The sequence below is a fragment of the Shuttleworthella sp. MSX8B genome, assembly GCF_000524295.1.
In the GTDB taxonomy this organism is placed as follows: domain Bacteria; phylum Bacillota; class Clostridia; order Lachnospirales; family Lachnospiraceae; genus Shuttleworthia; species Shuttleworthia satelles.
Genome location: NZ_JAQT01000009.1, coordinates 109757 through 133711, shown reverse-complemented (window position 1 = coordinate 133711; position 23955 = coordinate 109757). Strand labels below are relative to the sequence as shown.

Genomic DNA, 23955 nt, shown 5'->3' with positions numbered 1-23955 from the left:
AGATGATAAGGAGTTCACGTGGAAGAGCAGAAGAGACAGGAGACAAGCGAGAAGAGACAGGAGAAGAATCCGGTCAGAGAGGTCTTATCGACAATTCTATATCTGGCCCTGGTGATTTTGGCCGCCTATTTGATTGTGACTTTCGTGGGACAGAGAACAGAGGTCAACGGTTCTTCTATGGAGAACACGCTGGATAACGGGGACAACCTGATTGTCGACAAGATATCCTACCGCCTGGGAAGTCCAAAGCGGTTTGACGTCGTGGTTTTCCCCTACCCCCAGAACCCGTCCACCTATTTCATTAAGCGGGTGATCGGTCTTCCCGGCGAGACAGTGCAGATCGACAGTTCCGGCAAGATCTACATCAATGGGCAGGTCTTAGAGGAGAATTTCGGCAGAGAAGTCATTTCCAATCCGGGCCTGGCGCAAGAGCCGATCAAGCTGGGAGAGGACCAGTACTTTGTCCTGGGGGACAACCGAAACAACTCTATGGACAGCCGGGATTCGAGGGTTGGCCTGATCAGTGGAAAGAGTATGGTCGGCAAGGCCTTTCTCAGAATTTGGCCGCTGAATAAGTTCGGTCTGGTCCGGCACAGTATGTAGGAGGCAATATGACAGACCAGGAGCCCATCGGGCGGATTCGCGAGCATATGCGGGCCTGTCCCGAGGAGAAGCTTAAGACCTTCATCGACGTGTATGCGTCTGATGGCAGAAGCGGCGTGAAGACAATCGTAGAACAGGCACGAAGGAAACTGGATCGGCGAAGGAGGGAAGAAGCCCGCATCGATGAACTCATGGTCTTTGAGAGAGAGGCCTGGCAAAGCTGTCAGTATGTCGCGGGAATGGACGAGGTGGGACGTGGACCTCTGGCGGGACCTCTTGTGACGGCAGCCGTGATTCTTCCCAGGGGGCATCGAATCCTCGGAATCAATGACTCCAAGAAGGTCTCCCCCAAAAAGAGAGAGGAGCTCTACAGACAGATTATGGAGGAGGCTCTCGCGGTCGGCATCGGGATGAATTCACCCGAGAGGATCGATCAGATCAATGTCCTCCAGGCCACCTATGAGGCCATGCGAGAGGCGGTCAGTCAGCTGGATCCGGCGCCGGAGCTCGTCTTGAATGACGCCGTGACTGTGCCGGGGCTTCTGGTCAGGCAGATCCCGATCATACACGGGGATGCCAGGTCGATCAGCATCGGCGCGGCTTCCATTGTCGCCAAGGTGACCCGGGATCATATGATGGAAGATTACGACAAGTCCTATCCGGGCTATGGCTTTGCCAAGAACAAGGGATATGGAACGGCGGATCACATCAGGGCCTTAAGAAAGATGGGTCCCACTCCGATTCATCGAAGGTCCTTTATCGGACATTTCACAGGCTCGCAGTCTGTCTGATGGGGAACAGGGAATACTATGGGGAGTGTCAATCGAAGAAAAGAGGGGAGCTTCTATGAGCGCAGGGCAGGCGACTATCTGACCGGGCAGGGTTTGACCCTTGTTGAATTCAACTTTTCCTGCCGCCTGGGAGAGATCGACCTGGTCGCAAGAGAGGGGCCCTGTCTGGTCTTTGTCGAGGTCAAATATCGACGCAGCCGCCGCTTCGGCCTCCCGGAGGAGGCAGTTGGTCCGTCCAAGATGAGGACAATTCGCAAGGTGGCTGACTATTACTGCCTGACGCACGGGATCTGCCAGACGACACCTGTCCGCTTTGATCTGGTCGCGATCGAGGGAGAAGAGATCCGGCATTACCGGGGGGCCTTCTGACAGGTATCTGATGGAATAAGAGGTGAGAATTTGACGTCAAGCGTATCGGATTCATCCTTTGAGCTGAAGAATTTTGTATTGAAAAATAAAGAGAGCGTCTTTTCCCTGCGCACATATGAACAAAAGGGTTCGGGAAGAGAGAATGCAAAGAGAAAGGCGGACGAATTGGATGGATTGCCCCTGCTTGCGTTTGAGCGTCTGTCGAGGGAGGCCTGGATTCGTCACTGCTTTACCACCCGCGCCGGGGGTGTCAGCCGGGGGATTTTTCAGAGTCTCAATCTCTCCTACACCAGGGGAGATGATCCAAAGGCTGTGACAGAGAACTATCGACGGGTGGCCAGGGCTATGGGAACGGACCTGGCGCACATTGTGACTTCTGACCAGACCCACACGACCAATGTCCGCCTGGTGACGGCTGAGGACGCGGGCAAGGGAATCACAAGAAAGAGGGACTACAGGGATACGGACGGCCTGATCACGGACGTGCCAGGTCTGCTTTTGGCGACCTTCTACGCCGACTGCGTCCCTCTCTATCTGATCGATCCCGTGCACAGGGCGATCGGCCTGTCCCACTCGGGCTGGAGGGGGACCCTTGGACGTATGGGGGCCAAGACCGTCAGGGCCATGGGAGAGGCCTATGGGAGCAGGCCCCAGGATATGCTGGCCGCGATCGGCCCCTCGATCTGCCGCGATTGCTATGAGGTCAGCCGCGATTTGGCGGAGAGCTTTACAGAGGAATTCGGTCCTGGTGTTGCGGATTTTACGGATCAAGAGCATGGGCAGCTGGACCTCTGGGAGTGCAACCGACGCGTGTTTTCAGACGCGGGTCTCTCCTCTGACCGGATCATTGTCAGCAATCTCTGCACCTGCTGTAATTCAGATAAGCTCTTTTCCCACCGGGCTTCCCATGGGCGAAGGGGAAATCTTGGGGCTTTTCTTATGATTACCCCGCGTGTGATTGACAGATGAAGATAAGGAGCCGGGAAGATGGGTATGGAATCCAGCGCGTCCCATACAATTGAATATGTCAGACCGGGTTCGGCTGCCTATGACGCGGGCTTAGAGGCAGGAGACGTGATCGTCTCCATCAACGGACACAGGCTGGCCGATATTTTTGATTATCATTACTACTCGGACGAGGAGGATCCGACCCTTTTGATCCGGGACGCCCAGGGACTTGAGCATCTCGTGGAAATAGAGAAGGATGAGGGCGAGGACTTAGGCGTCACCTTTGTCAACGGCCTCTTAGACGACTACCGATCCTGCTCCAACGCATGCCTCTTTTGCTTTATTGACCAGAACCCGCCGGGGATGCGAAAGACCATCTACTTCAAGGACGACGACACCCGCCTCTCATTTCTGCAGGGCAACTATGTCACTCTGACCAATATGAAGGAAGAGGAGATCGATCGTCTGATCGCCTATCGCATGGAACCAATCAATGTTTCTGTCCAGGCCACAGAGCCCCTGCTCCGGGAGAAAATGCTCCACAACCGTTTTGCCGGTCAGCTCATGGACAAGCTCAAAAAGCTCTATGACGCGGAAATTTCCATGAACGGGCAGGTGGTCTTATGTAAGGGCTTAAATGACAAAGAGCATCTGGACCGGACCATAAAGGACCTGTTGTCCTTCTATCCCTATATGGGGACGCTCTCCGTCGTCCCCGTCGGCCTGACAAGATTTCGCCAGGGCCTCTATCCCCTGAAGCCCTTCAAGAAGGAGGACGCGAGGGAGGTTGTCGAGCAGATTCGCAGATGGCAGGCCTTTTCCATGGAACGATTTGGTCATCCCTTCGTCCAGGCCGGAGATGAGTTTTACCTTCTGGCTGAGGAGGAAATTCCCCCGGAGGAGGTCTATGACGGATACACCCAGCTGGAGAATGGCGTGGGGATGCTTCGCCTTTTGATGGAGGAATTTCGGGCGGCTCTGCGGGAGCTGGACGCGGATGAGGAGGTGAAAAAGGAGCAGGAGCTGTCCATCGCGACAGGGCTTTTAGCCGCCCCCTTTATTCGCGCGCTCTGCGATCAGGCCCAGGCAAGATTTCCCGGAATTAAGGTCAGGGTCTACACCATTCACAATCATTTTTACGGGGAGCGGATTACTGTGTCGGGACTGATCACAGGAGGTGACTTGATCAGCCAGCTGGCCGGTCAGAAATTGGGAGAAAGACTCCTCCTTCCATGCAATATGTTGCGCTCCGGAGAGAATGTATTTCTAGATGATGTGACAGTAGAGGAAGTGGAGCAAACTTTACAAGTACCGGTCGATATTGTAGAATCGGGCGGAGATGACCTGCTGGAGGCAATTCTTAAGTCCCGCAGGAATCATATACGTTAAGCGGGAAAGAGGAGCATATGAGCAAGGCGGTTGTGGCCGTGGTCGGACGCCCAAATGTAGGAAAATCAACCCTGTTCAATGCCCTGGCAGGCGAGCGCATATCCATCGTCGAGGATACGCCGGGGGTGACCAGAGATCGTATCTATGCGGATGTCAGCTGGCTTGATCATGAGTTTACAATGATCGACACCGGGGGAATTGAGCCGGATTCCTCGGATATTATCTTGAGCCAGATGAGAGAACAGGCTCAGATTGCCATCGATACGGCGGATGTTATTATTTTCATGACGGATGTCCGCCAGGGGCTGGTGGACGCGGACGCCAAGGTGGCCGATATGCTCCGCCGCTCTAAAAAACCGATTGTCCTAGTTGTCAACAAGGTCGACGACTTCGACAAGCATGTGATGGACAGCTACGAGTTCTACAATCTTGGGATCGGGGATCCCCATCCGATTTCCGCTGCGGGCAAGCTGGGCTTTGGAGATATGCTCGATGCTGTGATCGCGCATTTCCCGGAGTCCGATATCCTGGACCAGGAGGATGACACGCCGCGGATTGCCGTCATTGGAAAGCCGAATGTGGGCAAGTCCTCTCTGATCAACAGGCTCTGCGGCAAGCAGAGACTGATCGTCTCCGATATCGCGGGCACGACCCGTGACGCGGTGGATACCAGGGTCAGGTTCAACAAAAAGGACTATATCTTCGTCGATACCGCCGGACTCAGAAGAAAATCCAGAATTCAGGGGGACATTGAGCGCTACTCCATTGTTCGCGCGGTCGCCGCAGTGGAGAAGGCCGATGTAGTGGTCCTTGTGATCGACGGGGCGGAGGGAGTCTCTGAGCAGGACGCCAAGATCGCCGGAATCGCGCACGAGGGAGGCAAGGCCGTGATCATCGCCGTCAATAAATGGGACGCGGTTGAGAAGGATAATCACACCATGTCTGACCAGATTGACAGGATTCACAAGACCCTGTCTTTTATGCTCTACGCCAGAATTATCTTTATTTCCGCCCTGACCGGGCAGAGACTGGGGCAGCTCTATGAAGCCATTGATCAGGTGATTGCCGCCTCTACCATGCGGGTGGGGACAGGCGTTCTCAATGAGATCGTCGCAGAGGCTGTCGCCATGCAGCAGCCTCCCACAGACAAGGGAAAGCGCCTGAAGATCTTCTATGTGACCCAGGTAGCCGTCAAACCGCCCACGTTTGTTGTGTTTGTAAATGACAAGAAGCTCATGCATTTCTCCTATGTCAGATATCTGGAGAATCAGATCCGTCAGAATTTCGGATTTGAGGGAACGCCCCTGCGCATGATCACCAGACAGAGGGATGACAAGTCATGAGTCCATTTGTAATTGCAGTCCTGGTTTCCCTGGGGATCGGATATTTCTGCGGGAATTTTCTCTCCGGTTTTCTCCTGGGAAAGCACGCTCACGTAGACTTAAGAAAAGAGGGCAGCGGCAATATCGGAACGACCAACGCCCTGCGCATTTTGGGGCCGAGAGCGGCCCTTGTCACTCTGATCCTGGATGTCTTAAAATCCATGATTGCTGTCGCTGTCATACATCTGATCTATGGAGGAAATCCCCTTTACGCGAAAGAACTGATCCATGTTCTCGCTCTGCTGGCGGCCTTCGGGGCCGTTATGGGACACGATTATCCAATTTATATGCGCTTTCAGGGCGGCAAGGGGGCGGCGACCTCCCTCGGCTTGATTTTAGCCTGTTTTCCGCAGACCTTTCCCCTGATCGCCATTGTTTTTTTCGCGGCGGTGATCAAAACCCGCTTTGTCTCTCTGGGATCGATGCTGGCGGCCTTCATCTTTTTTGTTCAGGTGCTGGTTCTCGGATCGACCGGTCATCTGATGTTTTATCAGAATCAGCTCTCTTGGGCATATCTGGTCAGCGGGCTTGTCCTGCTTTTCATCTTGATTCGCCATCGCAGCAACATCAAGCGGCTTTTGGCAGGAGAGGAGAATCCCATCTCCCTGCATAAGAAGGAGTGAATATGGCTCGGATTTGCATTCTCGGAGCTGGTTCCTGGGGGACGGCCTTGGCCGTCCTTCTTGTCGGAAACGGACATACGGTGACCCTCTGGTCCCATCGGGCGGAAGAGGTTCTTGCGATGCAGCGGACCTCTGCCAATGAGAGTAAGCTGCCCGGAGTGGTCTTGCCCCGTGAGATCCGCTACAGCAGCCAGCTGAAGGAGGCTGTCAAAAATCAGGATCTCCTCGTCTTTGCGGTTCCATCAAAAGCGACCAGAGAAACGGCAAAAAAAATAAAGGACCTGATCCCGGAGGATCAGAAGATCGTCTCCGTCTCAAAGGGGATTGAAGAGGGGACCCTTTACAGTCAAACCCAAATCCTCGAGGACGTTCTGAAAGGAGCCCTCACCGCCGCCTTGTCAGGACCATCCCATGCGGAAGAGGTTGTCAGGAGGATTCCGACCCTGGTAGTCGCGGCCTCGAAGAGTCATGATCTGGCCCTTCTGACTCAGGAGCTTTTTATGAACGCCAACTTCCGGGTCTATATCAGCCCGGACCTGCTTGGGGTGGAAATCGGCGGCTCTCTCAAGAATGTCATCGCTCTTGCGGCAGGGATGTCCGACGGCCTTGGCTATGGGGACAATACCAAGGCGGCTCTGATTACCAGAGGCATCAAGGAGATCACCCGCCTCGCGGTCGCGATGGGAGCCAAAGAGGATACCCTGGCCGGACTCTCCGGCATCGGCGACCTGATTGTCACCTGCCAGTCCATGCACAGCAGAAATCGTATGGCGGGCTATTATATCGGACAGGGCGATTCCGCGCAGGAGGCCATGGACAAGGTGAAAATGGTGGTCGAGGGAGTCTACTCCGCCAAGGCGGCCAGGGCCTTAGGCCAGAGATACGGGGTGGATCTTCCGATTATTGAGCAGGTCAACCGGGTTCTCTTTGAGCAAATGGATGTCAGGAAGGCGGTTCTTGAACTGATGGGAAGAGAGAAGAAGGCGGAGTTGGACCACTGTTCCTGGTAGAAGATCTGTGTGGGGAGGATGAGATGAAAATTGCACTGAGAAAAATGACAGAAAGCGCCCAAATCCCTGTCAGAGGGAGTCTGCAGGCGGCGGGATACGATTTGTTTGCGGATCTTTCCGAGGCGGTGACGATTCTGCCTCAGGAGACAAAAATGGTCGGGACCGGCATTGCCTGCGCCATTCCGGAGGGCTATTTCGGGGGGATTTATGCCCGCTCGGGTCTCTCCGCGAAAGAGGGACTGCGTCCGGCCAACTGCACCGGTGTCGTGGACTCTGATTACAGGGGAGAGATCAAGGTCGCTCTGCACAATGATTCAAAGGAGAGCAGAACGATCCTGCCCGGCCAGAAAATCGCTCAAATGGTAGTACAGGCTTTTTTGCCCGTCGAGTTTGAAACCGTAGAGGATCTGGACGCAACCGAACGCGGAGGCGGCGGATTCGGCTCTACCGGAAAGCTTTAAAGGAGTGATCTATGGCGAAGAAGAAGAGCTACGACGAGAGCAGCATCCATGTTCTGGAGGGGCTGGACGCCGTTCGCATGCGCCCCGGCATGTATATCGGGTCAACATCGACCAAGGGGCTCAATCATCTGATCTATGAAATTGTCGATAATTCCGTCGACGAGCACCTGGCCGGTGACTGCGATACCATCCATGTCAGCCTGAATCCGGACGGCTCCTGCACGGTTGAGGATGACGGAAGGGGAATTCCTGTGGGCATGCATGCTAAGGGCGTCTCCGCGGCCCGCCTCGTTTTTTCCACCCTGCACGCCGGAGGCAAGTTCGACAATGAAGCCTATAAGACGTCCGGGGGCCTGCACGGTGTGGGCTCCTCCGTGGTCAATGCCCTCTCAAGCTATATGGACATTGAGATCAGGAGAGACGGGGAGATTCATCACGATCACTACGCCATGGGAAAGCCCACGGAGAAGCTGGTCAAGGGGCTTTTGCCCGTCATCGGAAAGACAAAAGAGACCGGAACCAAGATCACCTTTCTGCCCGACCCGCAGATCTTTGAAAAGACCCGTTTTTCAGAGAAGGATGTCAAGTCCCGTCTGCATGAGACCGCCTACTTAAATCCCAGGCTGACCATTATCTATGATGACCTGCGGCAGGAGACGGCGGAGCATCTGGTTTTCCATGAGAAAGAGGGGATTCGGGGATTTGTGAGGGAGCTCAACAAGAAGGCGGAAGGGCTGACCGATGTCATCTACTACAAGGGAGAGTTTGAGGGGATTCAGGTGGAAGCTGCCTTTCAGTATGTCAATGAATTTCACGAGAATATTCTGGGCTTCTGCAACAACATCTATAACGCTGAGGGCGGAGAGCACATCACGGGCTTTAAGACTCAGTTCACGACGGTGATCAATTCCTATGCCAGAGAGTTAGGGATCCTGAAGGATAAGGACGCCAACTTTACCGGAACGGATGTGAGAAACGGCATGACGGCCGTCATCTCCATTAAGCATCCGGATCCCCGTTTTGAGGGGCAGACCAAGACCAAGCTGGACAATAAGGACGCCTCCAAGGCCACAGCCAAGGTGACCGGAGATGAGATCGTTCTCTATTTCGACCGGAACTTAGAGACCTTAAAGACAGTCATTTCCTGCGCCGAGAAGGCGGCCAAAATCCGAAGAACAGAGGAGCGGACCAAGACCAATCTTCTGACAAAGCAGAAGTTCTCTTTTGACCAGAATGGGAAGCTGGCCAACTGTGAGTCCAGGGACGCCTCCAAATGCGAGATCTTTATTGTGGAGGGAGACTCCGCGGGCGGGTCTGCCAAGATGGCGAGAAATCGTCTCTATCAGGCCATCATGCCCATCAGGGGCAAGATCTTGAACGTGGAGAAGGCTTCCATCGACAAGGTTTTGGCAAACGCGGAGATCAAGACTATGATCAATGCCTTCGGCTGCGGATTTTCCGAGGGCTTTGGCAATGACTTCGACATCAAAAAGCTCCGCTATGACAAGATTATTGTCATGACGGACGCCGATGTTGACGGAGCCCATATTGACACCCTGCTTTTGACCCTCTTTTATCGCTTTATGCCGGAGCTGATCTATGAGGGCCATGTCTACCTGGCCATGCCTCCCCTCTATAAGGCCATGCCCGCGAAGGGAGAAGAGGAGTATCTCTACGATGACGCTGCCCTGGAGAAATACCGAAAAAGACAGACCGGAGCCTTTACGCTCCAGCGCTACAAGGGCCTGGGAGAGATGGACGCCGCGCAGCTTTATGAGACGACCATGAATCCCAAGACCCGGCGGCTTCGCAGGGTCGGAATTGAGGACGGACGCATGGCCTCCGACGTCACGGAGATGCTTATGGGCAATGAAGTCGGTCCCCGCCGCGATTTTATCTACGAGAATGCCAATGACGCTGATCTGGATGTATGAGGGACTGTAAATGACTGAGAAAATAAGAGAAGAGATTATTGAGACCGAGTACTCGGATGTCATGCAGAAGTCCTATATCGACTATGCCATGTCGGTCATTGTGGCCAGAGCCCTGCCGGATGTCAGAGACGGTTTAAAGCCCGTCCAGAGGCGCACCCTCTATGATATGCATGAATTGGGGATTCGCTACGATAAGCCCTACCGCAAGTCTGCTCGTATCGTGGGTGACACCATGGGTAAATATCATCCTCATGGAGACGCCTCGATTTATGACGCCCTAGTGGTCATGTCCCAGGATTTCAAAAAGTCAGTCCCTCTGGTGGACGGCCACGGCAATTTCGGGTCGATTGAGGGAGACGGAGCGGCTGCCATGCGATACACGGAGGCCCGCCTGTCTCAGATTGCCCAGGAGGCATACTTAGCAGACCTGGACAAGGACCTGGTGGACTTCATCCCCAACTTTGACGAGACGGAAAAGGAGCCGGAGGTTCTGCCGGTTCGGATCCCCAACCTCTTGGTCAACGGGGCGGACGGAATCGCGGTCGGGATGGCGACATCCATTCCCCAGCACAATCTGGGAGAGGTGATCGACGGCGTCATCGCCTACATGAAAAACCCGGAGATCAACACCAGACAGATGATGGAATATATTCCGGGCCCGGATTTTCCGACCGGCGGCATTGTGACCAACAGGGATGAGCTGCTGGCGATTTACTCGACCGGCGCAGGCAAGATCAAGATCCGGGGGAAGGCCTCGATTGAGAAGATCAAGGGGGGAAGAGAGGCGATTGTTGTCTCTGAAATTCCCTACACCATGATCGGGGCGAATATCGGCAAGTTTTTAAATGACACCTATGCCCTGGTCGAGTCCAAGAAAACGTCTGATATTGTCGACATTTCCAATATGTCCTCCAAGGACGGGATCCGCATTGTCATCGAATTAAAGCGGGGAGCGGACGCGCAGAATGTCCTGAATCTTCTCTACAGGAAAACACGTCTGGAGGATACCTTCGGCGTCAATATGCTGGCTGTTGCCGAGGGGAAGCCGGAGACGATGGGAATTGTCCCCATCATCCGTCATCATGTGAACTTTCAATATGAGCTTGCCACCCGAAAGTACACAAACCTGCTCAAGAAGGAGAAGGAGAAGAAGGAAATCCAGGAGGGCCTGATCAAGGCGGTTGACGTCATCGATCTGATCATCGAGATCCTGCGCGGGTCCAGGAGCGTCAAGATGGCCAGGGCCTGTCTGGTAGACGGTATCACGGAGGGAATCCGTTTTAAGAGCGAGCAGTCAGAGAAGGACGCCAGGCTTTTGCACTTCACCCAGCGGCAGGCGGACGCTATTCTTCAGATGCGGATGTATCGTCTGATCGGCCTTGAGATCGAGCAGTTAAGAGCCGATTATGAGAAAACCATGCAAAATATCCAGGAGGACATGGATATTCTGGAGCACAGGGCTTCAATGGCCAGGGTGATTATCAGAGATCTCAAGGAGATCAAGAAGACCTTCGCCCGAAAGAGAAGAACGCTGATTGACAATGTGGCTGAGGCCGTCATTGAGGAAAAGCCCATTGAGGAGCAGGAGATGGTCGTTCTTATGGATCGCTTCGGCTATGTCAAGGCGATTGACCTGTCTGTCTATGACCGCAATCAGGAGGCCGCGGACAAGGAGAACAAGTATGTGATTCACTGCTCCAATCTGGACCGGCTGGCAGTGTTCAGCTCGACCGGACAGCTGCACCTGATCAAGGTCTTGGATATGCCCGGGGGAAAATTCCGGGATAAGGGAACTCCCATTGATAATTTGTCCAAATTTGACTCCGCCAGGGAAAGGATCCTTTTCGCGGAGGCGCTTGGCGCGGTCAAGGAGAGCAAGGTCTTCTTTGGGACCAGGGCAGGTTATATCAAGCAGGTGGACGGGGCAGAATTCGACGTCTCCCGCTACAGCTCCATCGCGAGCAAACTGGGGCAGGGAGATGAGCTCGTGGCCGTCGGGACGATCCGGGGCGCGGAGACGCTGGTTATGGAGACCAAGTCCGGCTACTTCCTCCGCATTCCGGTTTCTGATATTCCGGAGAAGAAGAAGGCGGCTGTCGGGGTGATCGGAATCAAGCTGGGCCGGGCCGACCGGGTCAGCCAGATGTATCTTCTGACGGATCAGGAGGGTGGATTGACCTCTCTGCACAATAAGAAGGTGGTTCTCAACCGGCTTCATATCGGAAGTCGGGCGACAAAGGGGGTCAAGCGCTGAGGATCGGGCCCTGTTTTTGACGGAAGCAAGAAGGAGAAGAGGATTATGGACAAGTTCAATGGCGGGCTTCGCCCAGGTCTGGTCGTCAATTGGAGTATTGATCTTGCCCTGCAGGGACTCTTTATCGGCCTTGGAATTTATCTGTTCAGAAAGTCGGCGGAGGGACAGAGTCTGGCCGCCTACCTCCTGCTCTCGGGATTTCTGATCCGGGGTCTGTCGTCCATGGCGGTCTATGTGGTCAAGGGACATTACCGGAGTCTTGGCAATGACAGCTTTCGAAGCGGCCTGCTTTTGACCCTGGCCTGTGCCCTGGCAGCGATTCGCATGGGGGCCGTCACAGAGCATTTTTCTCTCTTTTTGGGCGTCCTCTTTCTCTATGCCGGAGCGGGCTTCGCCCAGTCCGCTCTTCAGATTCTCCTCCTGAAAAGAAAGTTCTGGTATCTGCCCCTGCTCTTTGCCATTCTGACCGCAATTTGCGCGATTCTTCTGATTCTGGATCCCGGAGCCCTGATCAGCGGCAAGTTCGAGAGGGCCTGTTTTGCCATGGTATTTGTCGGAGTCATGGGGATCTTCTCGCAAATCTTATCCCTGATGCAGCTTCTTTTCAGCAGACACCTGGAGAAGAGGGAGTTCAGGCGGATGCAGGAGGCAAACCGCAGCTTCATGGCGGATGAATCTACGGAAGTGATTGCGGATGGAGCTGAGGCAGGGGACATAGCTTCAGAGGATGACATGCAGATCCTTTCGGAGGATGAGTCGGAGTAGAAGACCATGTGATGTTCACAAAATATTCATATTTTTATTGCCTTTTTCCCTTGAAGTGTTCCGGGTGAAAAACTAATATAGTCCTATGAGTTAGCACTCTATTTTAACGAGTGCTAATAACTAGACATCAAGGAGGTTATTACATGAAATTAGTTCCCTTATCTGACAGAGTTGTTCTGCAGCAGGTTGAGGCAGAGGAGAAGACCGCTTCCGGCATTCTTCTGTCATCCGCGTCCCAGGAGAAGCCCCAGGAAGCTCTGGTTATAGCTGTTGGTCCCGGAGGTCTGGTGGATGGCAAAGAGGTCACCATGCAGGTCAGCCAGGGACAGAAGGTCATTTATTCCAAGTATGCCGGCACAGAGGTGAAGCTGGACGGTCAGGAATATGTCATTGTCCGCCAGAACGATATTCTCGCTGTTGTAGAGTAAGGTTTTCTGTTTTCGATGAGTTTGCATCAATTACTGTGAAAGAAGGTAAGAAAAATGGCTAAGGAAATTAAGTTTGGAGCGGAGGCCAGGGCGGCTCTGCAGTCCGGTGTAGACCAGCTGGCTGACACGGTGCGGGTCACCCTCGGTCCCAAGGGGCGCAATGTCGTCCTTGACAAGTCCTATGGTGCACCCCTGATTACCAATGACGGAGTCTCGATCGCCAAGGAAATTGAACTGGAGGATCGCTTTGAGAACATGGGCGCTCAGCTTGTGAAGGAGGTCGCCACCAAGACCAATGATGTTGCCGGCGACGGAACCACAACGGCGACAGTTTTGGCTCAGGCTATGATTCACGCCGGTATGCGCAACCTGGCTGCGGGCGCCAACCCCATCGTACTGCGCAAGGGTATGAAGAAGGCAACCAATGTTGCCGCAGACGCTCTGGTTGAGATGTCTTCTCCGGTTGCATCCAAGGATCAGATCGCCAAGGTTGCGGCGATTTCCGCCTCCGACGAGCAGGTCGGCGAGATGGTTGCAGACGCCATGGAGAAGGTCTCCAATGACGGAGTCATCACTATTGAGGAATCCAAGACCATGCAGACGGAGCTGGATGTGGTCGAGGGAATGCAGTTCGACCGCGGTTATATCAGCTCTTATATGGTGACCGATACGGACAAGATGGAAGCTGTATTGGACGATCCCTATATTCTGATTACAGATAAGAAGATCTCCAATATCCAGGAGATCCTGCCCCTCTTGGAGCAGATCGTACAGCAGGGTCAGAGACTTTTGATCATCGCCGAGGACGTCGAGGGAGAGGCTCTGACGACCCTGATCCTCAATAAGCTTCGCGGCACGTTCAATGTGGTTGCCGTCAAGGCTCCCGGCTATGGCGACCGCCGCAAGGAGATGCTGCAGGATATCGCAATCCTGACCGGCGGAACGGTGATCTCTTCTGAGCTCGGTCTTGAGCTCAAGGAGACGACCATGGATCAGCTGGGTCGCGCCAAGAGCGCCAAGATCACCAAGGAGAACACCACTCTGGTAGACGGAGCCGGTGATAAGGATGCCATTGCTGCCAGAATCAAGCAGATTCGTGGTCAGATTGAAGAGACCACTTCCGACTTTGACCGCGAGAAGCTGCAGGAGCGCCTGGCCAAGCTGGCAGGCGGCGTCGCTGTAATCCGCGTGGGCGCAGCCACCGAGACAGAGATGAAGGAAGCCAAGCTTCGCATGGAGGATGCCTTAAACGCGACCCGCGCCGCAGTGGAAGAGGGAATTATCGCAGGAGGCGGTTCCGCTTATATCCACGCTGCCAAGAAGGTGCACGATTTGGCCGAGCAGCTGGAAGGCGATGAGAAGACGGGCGCTCAGGTTATCGAGAAGGCCCTGGAAGCTCCCCTTTTCTACATCGTTGACAACGCCGGTCTCGAGGGATCCGTTATCATCAACAAGGTCAGAGAGTCTGAAATCGGCTTTGGATTTGACGCTTATCATGAGAACTATGTCGACATGGTAGAGTCAGGGATCCTGGATCCGGTCAAGGTTTCCAGAACCGCTCTTCTCAACGCGGCGTCTGTTGCCAGCACCCTGCTCACAACAGAGTCTGTCGTTGCCGACATCAAGGAGGATACACCGGCCATGCCCGCCGCTGCACCCGGAATGATGTAATGTCATTCGCAGGATAAGTTTTTCCAATCTGAGAGATCTCTTCGAACGCGACCATATTCTGGCCGCGGTTGGAGAGGTCTCTTTGCTTTAATTTTGTGTGACTGCATATTTGTTTTTCCGATGCTTTTTGGCGTGAACCGGCCCGGGTCATTTACAAGGTTGGCCCGGCTTTTTTGCACCTACTTGTCCAGACCTTTTACATGTCTGGCTTCAGCAGCTTCGTTGCGTGAACTCTGTGTATGTGCTAGTATTAGACGCGTGTGAAAAGCCATGAGTGGACGCAGGAAACAGAAGGATACAGGCAATGAGCAGAGTGGCAGTTGCAACGGATTCAAACAGCGGCATTACGCAGGAAGAGGCGAAAAGACTTGGCGTCACGGTCCTGCCGATGCCTTTTTATATTGACGGACAGCTTTACCTGGAAGGAGTTGATCTGAGTTCTGAGGAATTCTATAAGAAACTGACCTCAAGCCGGGACATTTCCACCTCCATGCCTGCTGTCGGCGATGTCATGGACTGCTGGAACAGACTTCTTAAGGATTATGAGGAAGTGGTCTATATTCCCATGTCTTCCGGACTTTCTTCCTCCTGCCTGACGGCCAGGAACTTCGCTGAGGAGGAGGAATATCAGGGGAAGGTGTTTGTCGTCGACAATCACCGGATTTCCGTCACACTGAAGCTCTCTGTTATCGAAGCTAAGAAAATGGCTGACGCCGGAAAGTCCGCCGATCAGATTCGCCGGGTTCTCGAGAAGACGGCGCATGAGTCATCGATCTATATTACGCTGGATACCTTAGAGTATCTAAAGAGAGGCGGACGGCTCACCCCGGCGGCCGCGATGATCGGGACCCTGCTTCACATCAAGCCGGTGCTGCAGATCCAGGGAGAGAAGCTTGACACCTTTGCCAAGGCCAGAACGATAAAACAGGCAAAGCAGATTATGTTAGACGCGGTCGCGTCCGATCTCAGGAATCGTTTTGCCGGATTGCCCATGTCTGACATCACGATATCCATGGCCCACATTCAGAGCAGGGAGGAGGCAGACCTCTTCCGGCAGGAGGCGAGGGCTCTCTGGCCGGATCAGGAGATTATCATTGATCCCCTGCCGTCGAGCATCGCCTGTCATCTGGGCCCGGGCGCTCTTGCGATCACCTGCACCAGGAATCTGGATGATTCCTATTATGCGTAAGCTGTTCTATAGATACAGGAGGATTTGTCATGGTTAAAGCAGTCGTTGGAGCCAATTGGGGCGATGAGGGCAAGGGAAAGATCACGGATACCCTGGCAGATGACGCCGATGTTGTCATCCGCTTTCAGGGCGGCGCCAATGCCGGTCACACCATCGTCAACGAGTATGGAAAGTTCGCCCTGCACACCATGCCCTCCGGCGTCTTTCATCCCAGTATCATGAATATCATCGGCAACGGTGTGGCCTTCGATATCGAGAAGTTTATGGCGGAACTGGATGACGTCACATCCAAGGGTGTGCCTGTTCCTCAGATTATGGTCTCAGACCGTGTGCAGGTGCTCATGCCCTACCATGTCACGTTCGACTCTCTGGAGGAGGCCCGTCTGGCAGGCAAGTCCTTCGGGTCCACAAAGTCCGGTATCGCCCCCTTTTATTCCGATAAGTACGCAAAGATTGGCTGGCAGATCAATGAATTCTACCAGAGCGATGAGGTCCTGAGAGAGAAGATTGCCCGTATTGCAGCGATCAAGGACACCATGCTGGTTCACCTCTACGATGCGGATCCCATTGATCAGGAGGCGCTTTTGGCCTGGATCAAAGAGATGAGAGATCGCGTCAAGCCCTATCTTGGCAACGTATCCCTCTACCTGGATCGGGCAATCAGGGAGAACAAGACCATCCTTCTCGAGGGACAGCTTGGGACGATGAAGGATCCCGACCACGGAATCTATCCCATGGTCACTTCCTCCTCACCCCTGGCGGCCTATGGGGCTATCGGCGCCGGAATCCCCCCCTATGAGATCAAGAAGATCGTCGTCGTCTCCAAGGCCTATTCCTCCGCAGTCGGCGCCGGCGAATTCGTCTCAGAGATCTTTGGTGACGAGGCGTCCTCCCTGCGAAATCACGGCGGAGATGGCGGTGAGTATGGGGCGACAACCGGACGCCCGCGCCGGGTCGGCTGGTATGACTGCGTCGCCTCAAAGTACGGCTGTCGTCTGCAGGGATGCACGGATGTGGCATTTACGGTATTGGATGATCTGGGATACCTGGATCAGATTCCTGTCTGTGTGGCCTATGAACTGGATGGCAGGCAGATCAGGGAGTTTCCAGTGACCAAGGATCTGTCCCGCTGCAGGCCTGTCTATCAGTATTTCAAGGGCTGGAAGTGCGATATCCGCGGAATTAAGAATTTTGAGGATCTGCCCAAAGAGGCCAGGGACTATGTCAATTTTATCGAGGCAGAGTTGGGCTATCCCATTACAATGGTGTCCAACGGACCTGCCCGTGAAGACATTATCTATCGCCAGTCTCCCCTGAAGAAGTAAGAGGAAAGAGGATTCCCATGCAGTATAACTTCAAGAAAATCGAGCCCAAGTGGCAGAAGCGCTGGGCGGACGCTCAGATCTTTCGGGCCGTTGACTTCGCGGATCAGCCCAAGTGGTATGGCCTGGTAGAGTTTCCTTATCCCTCCGGCGCAGGGATGCATGTTGGACATATTAAGGCCTATTCCTCCATCGAGGTCCTGGCCAGAAAACGCCGGATGCAGGGCTATAATGTTCTCTTCCCCATCGGATTTGATTCCTTTGGCCTTCCGGCGGAGAACTATGCCATCAAGACCAACACGCATCCGCATGTGATTACGGAGAAAAATATCGAGCATTTTTCCGAGCAGCTTCGCAGAGTGGGTTTTTCCTTTGACTGGGACAGGTGCTTCGCGACCAGCCGGCCAGACTATTATAAGTGGACCCAGTGGATCTTCCTGCAGCTCTACAAGCATGGTCTGGTATTCCGCTCCAAGACGCTTGTGAATTACTGCCCCAACTGCAAGGTCGTCCTCTCCAACGAGGATTCTCAGGGGGGCAAGTGTGATATCTGCGGTTCGGATGTGGTTCAGATGTCCAAGGACGTCTGGTTTTTGCGCATTACAGACTATGCGGACAAGCTGTTGGACGGCCTGAATGATGTGGATTATCCGGACTCCGTCAAGCAGCAGGAGATATCCTGGATCGGGAAGTCCGAGGGGACCTTCGTCAATTTCCCCGTCGCCGACAGCGAGGGGAAAGCCCTGGACGACAGCAGGCTGGAGGTCTATACGACTCGCTGTGACACCCTCTACGGGGTCACCTTCATGGTCTGCGCCCCTGAACATCCCATTTTGGATCAGTACAGGGATCGTATCAGCAACTGGGATGACATCGCCGGCTATCGCAGGGAGTCATCCAAAAAGACCGAGTTCGAGAGAACGCAGCTTGTCAAGGACAAGACCGGGGTCAGGATTGATGGACTGACAGCCATAAACCCCATCACGGGGGAAGAGATCCCGATTTTTATCTCCGACTATGTCATGATGGGCTACGGTACTGGGGCGATCATGGCTGTGCCCGCGCATGATCAGAGAGACTGGGAATTTGCCAGGAAGTTCGGCGTCAGGATCATCCCTGTGATCGAGGGAGGAGATATCGAGACGGAGGCCTATACCGGCGAGGGTCCCATGATCAACTCCGGCATTTTAAATGGTCTGACCAAAAAGAAGGACTCCATTGCCAGGATGCAGACCTATCTCAGGGAGCACGGCCTGGGTCACAAGGGAGTTCAGTACAAAATGAAGGACTGGGCCTTCAACCGTCAGCGCTACTGGGGAGAGCCCATCCCCCTGGTTCACTGCCCTGACTGCGGCGTCGTTCCCCTGCCGGAGGACCAGCTGCCCCTGACCCTGCCTGATGTGGAGAATTTTGAGCCGGGCACGGATGGGCAGAGCCCTCTTGCCAGGATCGATTCCTTTGTCAATTGTACCTGCCCCAACTGCGGCAAGCCAGCCAAGAGAGAGACGGATACCATGCCCCAGTGGGCAGGCTCTTCCTGGTACTTCCTGCGCTTTACAGACGCCCACAATGACAAGGCTTTCGCGGATCGCAAGAAGCTCGATTACTGGATGCCCGTCGACCACTACAACGGCGGTATGGAACATGTCACAAGGCATCTGCTCTACTCCAGGTTCTGGCATCATTTTCTCTATGATATCGGCCAGGTCGGATGCCCGGAGCCCTACGCAAAGAGAACCTATCAGGGACTGATCTTAGGACCGGACGGGGAGAAGATGTCCAAGTCCAAGGGCAATGTCATCGATCCCTTGGATATTGTCAGAGATTACGGGGCGGATACCCTGCGGACCTATGTGATGTTCATGGGAGACTACGCGTCCGCTGCCCCCTGGTCCGACGAGTCCTTAAACGGCTGCCGCCGTTTTCTGGACCGCGTCAGCAGGTTTGACGAGATCGCGACTCTTGACAGGGAAAATCCCGCCATTGAGGTCTCTTTACACAAGGCGATCAAGAAGGTGTCAAATGACATTGAGAATATGAAGTTCAACACGGCGATCGCGACCCTCATGGCTCTGACCAATGAGTTCCAGAAGGCCGGCGCTGTGACCAGGGATGACGTCAGGATTTTCCTGCAGCTTTTATCCCCCTTCGCGCCCCATCTGACTGAGGAGATGTGGGAGAGCATGGGCTACAATACGGACGGCACAAGCTTCTGCACCACATCCGCCTGGCCTGTTTATGATGAGGATAAGACCAAAGACGCGACTGTGAAAATGGGCGTTCAGGTCAACGGCAAGGTCCGCGGCAGCATTGAGATTGCAAACGGAGCCTCCAGAGATGATGTTTTGGCTGCCGCCAGAGCGGAGGAGAATGTCGCCAGGTATCTTGCGGCCGGCACTCTTGTCAAGGAGATCTATGTCCCCGGTAAGATCATCAATTTTGTCGTGAAGTAGGCAGATTATTTCGGCAAGATCATCAACTTTGTTGTGAAGCAGGATGTTTTTATCCTATATGATTCAACTTTCCGAGCAGGTGAATCCGGATTATATCGTCCTGGTGGAGGACATCCTCTCTGACGCGGATTTTCAGAGTCTGGAGCAGTATCGTCAGCACATCAGCTCCAACCGCCTCCAGCACAGCATCAATGTCTCCTATCTGTCCTGGTGGCTGGCCAGGAAGATGAATGCCGACGAGCGCATGGCCGCGCGGGCAGGCCTCCTGCATGATTTCTGCATGTATGACTTTTATGATCCGGCAAATGCCTGCAATGAGTCCCAGCTTCTGCACCACCCCAAGGTTGCCGCAGAGACCAGCAGGTCTCATTTTGAGATCAGTCAGATTGAGTACGAGGCGATCCTGACCCATATGTATCCCTTCGGGCCCAGGCCCCTCTCTAAGGTAGGATGGATTGTCTCCCATGCGGATAAGATGTCCGCCTTCTCGGAGATGACCCATGTCAGGCTTGGTTTAAACCGGAGGGGACGATTGATTCCGCTCTGCGGAAATTGCGCTTGATCCTATAAGTGAAAGGAAAAGACAGATGGCTTTATTTGATGAGTGGAAGAAAATCGCTTATAACGAGAATCAGCCCAGCCAGGCCCTGCAGGCCTTCTGGGACGATTATTTCAAGAAGGAGAAGTCCGTCTACGAGATCCTTTTGGCAGACCCCGACAAGGTCGTTGAGGGCAGCGTCAGGGAGCTTGCGGACCGGTTCGGTATCACGGTTCTTGAGATGACCGGATTTCTGGACGGGATCAATGAGAGTCTTCTGACTCCGAATCCGGTTGAGACCATCGAGGAGGACAGCAGGGTTTCTCTGGCATTTGATAAGGAACGCCTCTATAAAAATATGGTCGACGCCCGTGCCGACTGGCTCTATGAGCTTCCCCAGTGGGATAAGATCTTCTCTGCGGAGAAGAAGAAGGAGCTCTACCGCGAGCAGAAGCAGTCAACGACGGTTGTCAAGCCAAAGAAAATCGGCAGAAATGATCCCTGTCCCTGCGGGTCCGGCAAGAAATACAAGTTCTGCCACGGAAGAAAAGGGGCTGAGCCGCTGCCCGGCTACGAGCAGGCCTGACCCTGCCCTAGTCGGCCGCGAAGATCACGCCTTCACTGCTGAATTCACGGATCTTCGCCTGGGAGTACACTTCGTAGCCCATCGCGCGGTACTTATCGCCGCCGCCCTGGAAGGCCTTTTCGATGGCAATACCAATGCCTGCCACCTGGGCATGGGCCTGATCACAGAGGTCGATTAGACCGCCCAGAGCCTGGCCGACTGCCAGAAAGTCGTCAATGATGAGAACCTTGTCCCCGTCGGCCAGGAATTTTTTGTCGACGCGGATGGTATATTCTCTCTTCTTGGTGTAAGAATAAACCTTAGAACTATAGACATTGTCTCCCAGGGTGACGGAGGCAATTTTTTTTGCGAAAACCAGGGGGACCTTTAGGGCATAGGCGGCCGTCAAAGCCATGGCGATCCCGGAGACCTCCAGGGTCAGAACCCTGGTGATCTGCCGATCCTGAAAGTGTTCGGCAAAGTCATGCCCCATAGCCATCATAAGCTGCGGATCTACCTGGTGGTTGAGAAAATGGTCTACCTTCAGAATGTTTCCGGGGAGAATCCGTCCCTCGTCTGTGATGCGGTCTTCTAAGAGTTTCATGCATTTTCCTTTCTTGCGGGCAGAATAACGTTGAGGATCAGAGCGGCCAGGGTTCCGGTGGAAATGCCGGAAGAGAAAATCATCTGCAGAGCCTGGGGCAGGTTCTTGAGAATCTCGGGACGAACCGTCACACCGATTCCCAGGGCAAGTGAGACGGAAATGATCAAAAGCTCACGGTCGCCCAGATGGATGGAGGAAAGGGTTTTGATCCCCTGCGCGGCAACCAGACCGAACATGATGACGCCGGCGCCGCCCAGAACAGGCTGGGGCATTACAGAGATCAGGGCGGCGAATTTGGGGAGAACACCCATGACAGCCAGAAGAATCCCGGACAGCATCATGACTCTTCTGGAGGCGACCTTAGTCAGGGTGATCAGGCCGACATTCTGAGAGAAGGAAGTGTTGGGGCCGGCGCCAAAGAGGCCGGAGATGGCGGAACCGACCCCGTCCGCCAGGACGCCTGCGGCGACGCGGTCAGAGGAGAGACGGCTGTGTGAGGATTCTCCGATGGCGATCACGATTCCGACCGTTCCAATGGTAGATACCAGATAGGCGGGAACGAAGGCCAGGGTTGAAGCCAGGTCAAAATGAAAGCCATAGCGGAAAATCATAGGGATGGAGAACCAGGAGGCGGATGTGACCTGCCCCAGATCAACCATTCCCAGGGGGATACAGATCAGGTAGCCGAAGACCATGCCGACGAAGACCGCGGCGGACTTGAGAATTCCCCTGCCGAAGTGGTTTAAGAAGAGGGTAAAGAGCATGACGACAAGGGCGACGGCCAGATTGCGCAGGGAGGCATAGTCTGCGGCTCCGGATCCTCCCGCGGCCCAGTCCATGCTGACAGGGAGCAAGGTGATTCCGATCAGAGAGACGACGGTTCCGGTAATGAGAGGAGGGAAAAAACGCATCAGCGGTCTGATAAAGCGACTCAGGATGATTTCGACGGCAGATCCGGTTATGGTCGCGGCCACAATGCCCGCGATCCCGAACTGTGCCCCCACGGAAATCGTCGGATTGACAAAGGTGAAGTCGGTCCCCATCATGCCGGAGACCCGGGATCCGACAGGTCCGATCCCCTTGGACTGAATGAAAGTCGTGAGTCCCGACGCGAAGATTGTCGCGGAAACCATGATCGTTGTCTGCTCGACAGAGAAATTGAGGGCATTACAGACTACCAGGGGGACGGCAATGATCCCAGCGAAGGCGGCCAGAATGTGCTGGAAGGCAAGAAGGAAAGAGAGGCCGAGGGGAGGATTGTCCTCGATGCCGTAGAGAAGCTCATCCTGGTTTTGATTCATAGGACCTTCATCTCGATTCTGATTCATAAGAACTCCTTTTTCTGTAACTAACTGCTGCTGACAGATTCATTTGACAACCGGCTCACTGACCGAGAAGAAGCTGCAGACTCCGATAAAAACCGGGGTAGGAGACGCTGACACAGTCCGGATCATCCAGATGAACCGGGCCGTCGGCGAGCAGAGAGGCGACAGCGAAGGTCATGGCGATCCGATGATCGTGGCAGGTGACAATATCAGCCCCCCTGAGTGACGCGCCGCCGCAAATCACCATGCCGTCATCCGTACCTGTCACAGATACTCCCATGGCGGAAAGGTTTTTTACCATGGACTCAATGCGGTCGGACTCCTTGACGCGAAGCTCGTGGGCGTCGGCAATGGTGGTCTCACCCTCGGCACAGGCCGCCATGAGTGCGATGACGGGGATCTCATCGATCAGTCTTGGGATGATGGGGCCGTCAACTCTGGTGCCATGCAGCTCAGCAGAGCGGACGAAAAGATCCGCCACCGGCTCCTGCGAGACGGTGTGAGGATTGATTTCTTCAATGTCAGCCCCCATTGCCCTGGCAATATGCAAAATCCCGTCCCGGGTCGGATTGATGTTGACGTTTTCAATGATGATTTCCGAACCCGGGATGATCGAAGCTGCCGCAATCCAGTAGGCGGCGGAAGAGATATCTCCGGGCACATGGATCTTTTGGCCGGTCAGGTCTGGATTCGGGGATATGCTCACCGTCAGTCCGTCTTCGACCAGATCGGCGCCGAAGGCGCGGAGCATGCGCTCAGAGTGGTCTCTGGACTTGGCGGGCTCTGTCACAGAGGTCTTTCCCTGGGCGTAGAGTCCGGCCAAAAGGACAGAGGACTTGACCTGGGCAGAGGCCAGGGGAGAGAGATAGTCAATACCTCTCAGTGCGGAGGGCTCGATATCCAGGGGGGCGCAGCCGTCGTCCCTGCGCGATCTTATCCTGGCTCCCATGGCATGCAGAGGATCAATAATACGGGTCATAGGCCGTCTCTGAATCGAGGTGTCGCCAGTCAGAGAGGAGGGAAAGCTCTGCCCGGCCAGAATGCCGGACATGAGGCGGGCTGTGGTGCCGGAATTGCCCACATTCAGAATTTCTTTGGGCTGCTGCAGGCCGTGAAGGCCCCCGCCTAAGATACGGATGTGATCCCCATCCTGGATGATATCAACCCCCAGTTGACGAAAGCACGCGATGGAGGACCGGCAGTCCGCTCCATCTAAGAAGCCAAAGAGCTCCGTCATCCCCCGGGCGATAGAACCGAGCATGATCCCCCGGTGAGAGATGGACTTGTCTCCCGGAATTCTGATCCTGCCGTGAAGTGACTGTGGCATATCC

The 23955-nt window shown here is 54.4% G+C and carries 22 protein-coding genes; 19 read left to right on the top strand and 3 right to left on the bottom strand.

The genetic code is table 11. The annotated features are described in order from the left end of the window. Positions 1-18 precede the first annotated feature (18 nt). From lepB to HMPREF1508_RS01760, 19 genes are all read left to right on the top strand, one after another. Positions 19-603, top strand: a complete 585-nt coding sequence (lepB, locus tag HMPREF1508_RS01850; RefSeq protein WP_044958877.1) for a signal peptidase I — start codon at positions 19-21, stop codon at positions 601-603. A gap of 8 nt (positions 604-611) precedes the next feature. After that, the gene (locus HMPREF1508_RS01845) at positions 612-1394 is read left to right on the top strand and encodes a ribonuclease HII (RefSeq protein WP_044958875.1); all 783 of its coding nucleotides are present in this window, start codon (positions 612-614) and stop codon (positions 1392-1394) included. Between the two features lie 18 nt (positions 1395-1412). After that, on the top strand, positions 1413-1763 hold the full coding sequence (locus HMPREF1508_RS01840; RefSeq protein ID WP_044958874.1) for a YraN family protein: 351 nt from the start codon (positions 1413-1415) through the stop codon (positions 1761-1763). Positions 1764-1841: 78 nt separating this feature from the next. After that, on the top strand, positions 1842-2732 hold the full coding sequence (pgeF, locus tag HMPREF1508_RS01835; protein WP_242834479.1) for a peptidoglycan editing factor PgeF: 891 nt from the start codon (positions 1842-1844) through the stop codon (positions 2730-2732). Between the two features lie 18 nt (positions 2733-2750). Continuing rightward, positions 2751-4100, top strand: a complete 1350-nt coding sequence (locus HMPREF1508_RS01830) for a DUF512 domain-containing protein (protein ID WP_084640184.1) — start codon at positions 2751-2753, stop codon at positions 4098-4100. Between the two features lie 17 nt (positions 4101-4117). Beyond that, positions 4118-5443: a ribosome biogenesis GTPase Der gene (gene der / locus HMPREF1508_RS01825; RefSeq protein WP_044958871.1), complete on the top strand. Its 1326-nt coding sequence runs from the start codon at positions 4118-4120 to the stop codon at positions 5441-5443. Further along, entirely contained in the window at positions 5440-6105 is a 666-nt protein-coding gene (gene plsY / locus HMPREF1508_RS01820) for a glycerol-3-phosphate 1-O-acyltransferase PlsY (RefSeq protein WP_044958869.1), read from the top strand. The genes der and plsY overlap by 4 nt, the downstream gene beginning before the upstream one ends. A 2-nt stretch (positions 6106-6107) precedes the next feature. After that, positions 6108-7115, top strand: a complete 1008-nt coding sequence (locus tag HMPREF1508_RS01815) for an NAD(P)H-dependent glycerol-3-phosphate dehydrogenase (RefSeq protein ID WP_044958867.1) — start codon at positions 6108-6110, stop codon at positions 7113-7115. Between the two features lie 23 nt (positions 7116-7138). Beyond that, positions 7139-7576: a dUTP diphosphatase gene (gene dut, locus HMPREF1508_RS01810; protein ID WP_006906118.1), complete on the top strand. Its 438-nt coding sequence runs from the start codon at positions 7139-7141 to the stop codon at positions 7574-7576. 11 nt (positions 7577-7587) lie between these two features. Then, a complete protein-coding gene (locus HMPREF1508_RS01805; RefSeq protein WP_044958865.1) occupies positions 7588-9510 on the top strand; it encodes a DNA gyrase/topoisomerase IV subunit B in 1923 nt (640 codons plus the stop codon). Between the two features lie 10 nt (positions 9511-9520). Continuing rightward, positions 9521-11764, top strand: coding sequence for a DNA gyrase/topoisomerase IV subunit A (locus tag HMPREF1508_RS01800; protein ID WP_044958862.1), 2244 nt, complete (start codon positions 9521-9523; stop codon positions 11762-11764). A 45-nt stretch (positions 11765-11809) separates the two neighbouring features. Beyond that, the gene (locus tag HMPREF1508_RS01795; RefSeq protein WP_044958860.1) at positions 11810-12529 is read left to right on the top strand and encodes a hypothetical protein; all 720 of its coding nucleotides are present in this window, start codon (positions 11810-11812) and stop codon (positions 12527-12529) included. 143 nt (positions 12530-12672) lie between these two features. Further along, positions 12673-12957, top strand: a complete 285-nt coding sequence (locus HMPREF1508_RS01790; RefSeq protein WP_006906122.1) for a co-chaperone GroES — start codon at positions 12673-12675, stop codon at positions 12955-12957. A gap of 54 nt (positions 12958-13011) precedes the next feature. Beyond that, on the top strand, positions 13012-14628 hold the full coding sequence (groL, locus tag HMPREF1508_RS01785) for a chaperonin GroEL (RefSeq protein WP_006906123.1): 1617 nt from the start codon (positions 13012-13014) through the stop codon (positions 14626-14628). Between the two features lie 304 nt (positions 14629-14932). Next, on the top strand, positions 14933-15817 hold the full coding sequence (locus HMPREF1508_RS01780) for a DegV family protein (protein WP_044958858.1): 885 nt from the start codon (positions 14933-14935) through the stop codon (positions 15815-15817). Between the two features lie 29 nt (positions 15818-15846). Beyond that, on the top strand, positions 15847-17142 hold the full coding sequence (locus tag HMPREF1508_RS01775) for an adenylosuccinate synthase (RefSeq protein ID WP_044958856.1): 1296 nt from the start codon (positions 15847-15849) through the stop codon (positions 17140-17142). Between the two features lie 17 nt (positions 17143-17159). Further along, the gene (gene leuS, locus HMPREF1508_RS01770; RefSeq protein WP_044958853.1) at positions 17160-19592 is read left to right on the top strand and encodes a leucine--tRNA ligase; all 2433 of its coding nucleotides are present in this window, start codon (positions 17160-17162) and stop codon (positions 19590-19592) included. Positions 19593-19650: 58 nt separating this feature from the next. Continuing rightward, positions 19651-20154, top strand: a complete 504-nt coding sequence (locus HMPREF1508_RS01765) for an HD domain-containing protein (protein ID WP_044958937.1) — start codon at positions 19651-19653, stop codon at positions 20152-20154. A gap of 25 nt (positions 20155-20179) precedes the next feature. Beyond that, positions 20180-20716 carry an SEC-C metal-binding domain-containing protein gene (locus tag HMPREF1508_RS01760; RefSeq protein ID WP_006906128.1) on the top strand — a complete coding sequence of 179 codons (537 nt, stop codon included), beginning with the start codon at positions 20180-20182 and terminating at the stop codon, positions 20714-20716. A gap of 7 nt (positions 20717-20723) precedes the next feature. Here HMPREF1508_RS01760 and HMPREF1508_RS01755 read toward each other — a convergent pair whose 3' ends face one another. The 3 genes from HMPREF1508_RS01755 to aroA are packed head-to-tail and all read right to left on the bottom strand — an operon-like array spanning position 20724 to position 23951. Further along, entirely contained in the window at positions 20724-21299 is a 576-nt protein-coding gene (locus HMPREF1508_RS01755; protein ID WP_044958851.1) for a xanthine phosphoribosyltransferase, read from the bottom strand. Next, positions 21296-22627: a nucleobase:cation symporter-2 family protein gene (locus tag HMPREF1508_RS01750; RefSeq protein WP_006906130.1), complete on the bottom strand. Its 1332-nt coding sequence runs from the start codon at positions 22625-22627 to the stop codon at positions 21296-21298. Before HMPREF1508_RS01750 ends, HMPREF1508_RS01755 begins: the two co-directional genes overlap by 4 nt. 55 nt (positions 22628-22682) lie before the next feature. Continuing rightward, positions 22683-23951, bottom strand: coding sequence for a 3-phosphoshikimate 1-carboxyvinyltransferase (aroA, locus tag HMPREF1508_RS01745; protein WP_044958849.1), 1269 nt, complete (start codon positions 23949-23951; stop codon positions 22683-22685). Positions 23952-23955 lie beyond the last annotated feature (4 nt).

What these genes read in the sequence shown, in the direction of transcription:
- HMPREF1508_RS01815 (WP_044958867.1), top strand. Translation starts at nt 6,108, where the DNA reads ATGGCTCGGATTTGCATTCTCGGAGCTGGTTCCTGGGGGACGGCCTTG.
- HMPREF1508_RS01790 (WP_006906122.1), top strand. Translation starts at nt 12,673, where the DNA reads ATGAAATTAGTTCCCTTATCTGACAGAGTTGTTCTGCAGCAGGTTGAG.
- plsY (WP_044958869.1), top strand. Translation starts at nt 5,440, where the DNA reads ATGAGTCCATTTGTAATTGCAGTCCTGGTTTCCCTGGGGATCGGATAT.
- HMPREF1508_RS01805 (WP_044958865.1), top strand. Translation starts at nt 7,588, where the DNA reads ATGGCGAAGAAGAAGAGCTACGACGAGAGCAGCATCCATGTTCTGGAG.
- der (WP_044958871.1), top strand. Translation starts at nt 4,118, where the DNA reads ATGAGCAAGGCGGTTGTGGCCGTGGTCGGACGCCCAAATGTAGGAAAA.
- HMPREF1508_RS01830 (WP_084640184.1), top strand. Translation starts at nt 2,751, where the DNA reads ATGGGTATGGAATCCAGCGCGTCCCATACAATTGAATATGTCAGACCG.
- dut (WP_006906118.1), top strand. Translation starts at nt 7,139, where the DNA reads ATGAAAATTGCACTGAGAAAAATGACAGAAAGCGCCCAAATCCCTGTC.
- HMPREF1508_RS01750 (WP_006906130.1), bottom strand. Translation starts at nt 22,627, where the DNA reads ATGAATCAGAATCGAGATGAAGGTCCTATGAATCAAAACCAGGATGAG.
- aroA (WP_044958849.1), bottom strand. Translation starts at nt 23,951, where the DNA reads ATGCCACAGTCACTTCACGGCAGGATCAGAATTCCGGGAGACAAGTCC.
- HMPREF1508_RS01795 (WP_044958860.1), top strand. Translation starts at nt 11,810, where the DNA reads ATGGACAAGTTCAATGGCGGGCTTCGCCCAGGTCTGGTCGTCAATTGG.
- HMPREF1508_RS01840 (WP_044958874.1), top strand. Translation starts at nt 1,413, where the DNA reads ATGGGGAGTGTCAATCGAAGAAAAGAGGGGAGCTTCTATGAGCGCAGG.
- HMPREF1508_RS01845 (WP_044958875.1), top strand. Translation starts at nt 612, where the DNA reads ATGACAGACCAGGAGCCCATCGGGCGGATTCGCGAGCATATGCGGGCC.
- HMPREF1508_RS01775 (WP_044958856.1), top strand. Translation starts at nt 15,847, where the DNA reads ATGGTTAAAGCAGTCGTTGGAGCCAATTGGGGCGATGAGGGCAAGGGA.
- HMPREF1508_RS01760 (WP_006906128.1), top strand. Translation starts at nt 20,180, where the DNA reads ATGGCTTTATTTGATGAGTGGAAGAAAATCGCTTATAACGAGAATCAG.
- HMPREF1508_RS01755 (WP_044958851.1), bottom strand. Translation starts at nt 21,299, where the DNA reads ATGAAACTCTTAGAAGACCGCATCACAGACGAGGGACGGATTCTCCCC.
- groL (WP_006906123.1), top strand. Translation starts at nt 13,012, where the DNA reads ATGGCTAAGGAAATTAAGTTTGGAGCGGAGGCCAGGGCGGCTCTGCAG.
- leuS (WP_044958853.1), top strand. Translation starts at nt 17,160, where the DNA reads ATGCAGTATAACTTCAAGAAAATCGAGCCCAAGTGGCAGAAGCGCTGG.
- HMPREF1508_RS01765 (WP_044958937.1), top strand. Translation starts at nt 19,651, where the DNA reads ATGATTCAACTTTCCGAGCAGGTGAATCCGGATTATATCGTCCTGGTG.
- HMPREF1508_RS01800 (WP_044958862.1), top strand. Translation starts at nt 9,521, where the DNA reads ATGACTGAGAAAATAAGAGAAGAGATTATTGAGACCGAGTACTCGGAT.
- HMPREF1508_RS01780 (WP_044958858.1), top strand. Translation starts at nt 14,933, where the DNA reads ATGAGCAGAGTGGCAGTTGCAACGGATTCAAACAGCGGCATTACGCAG.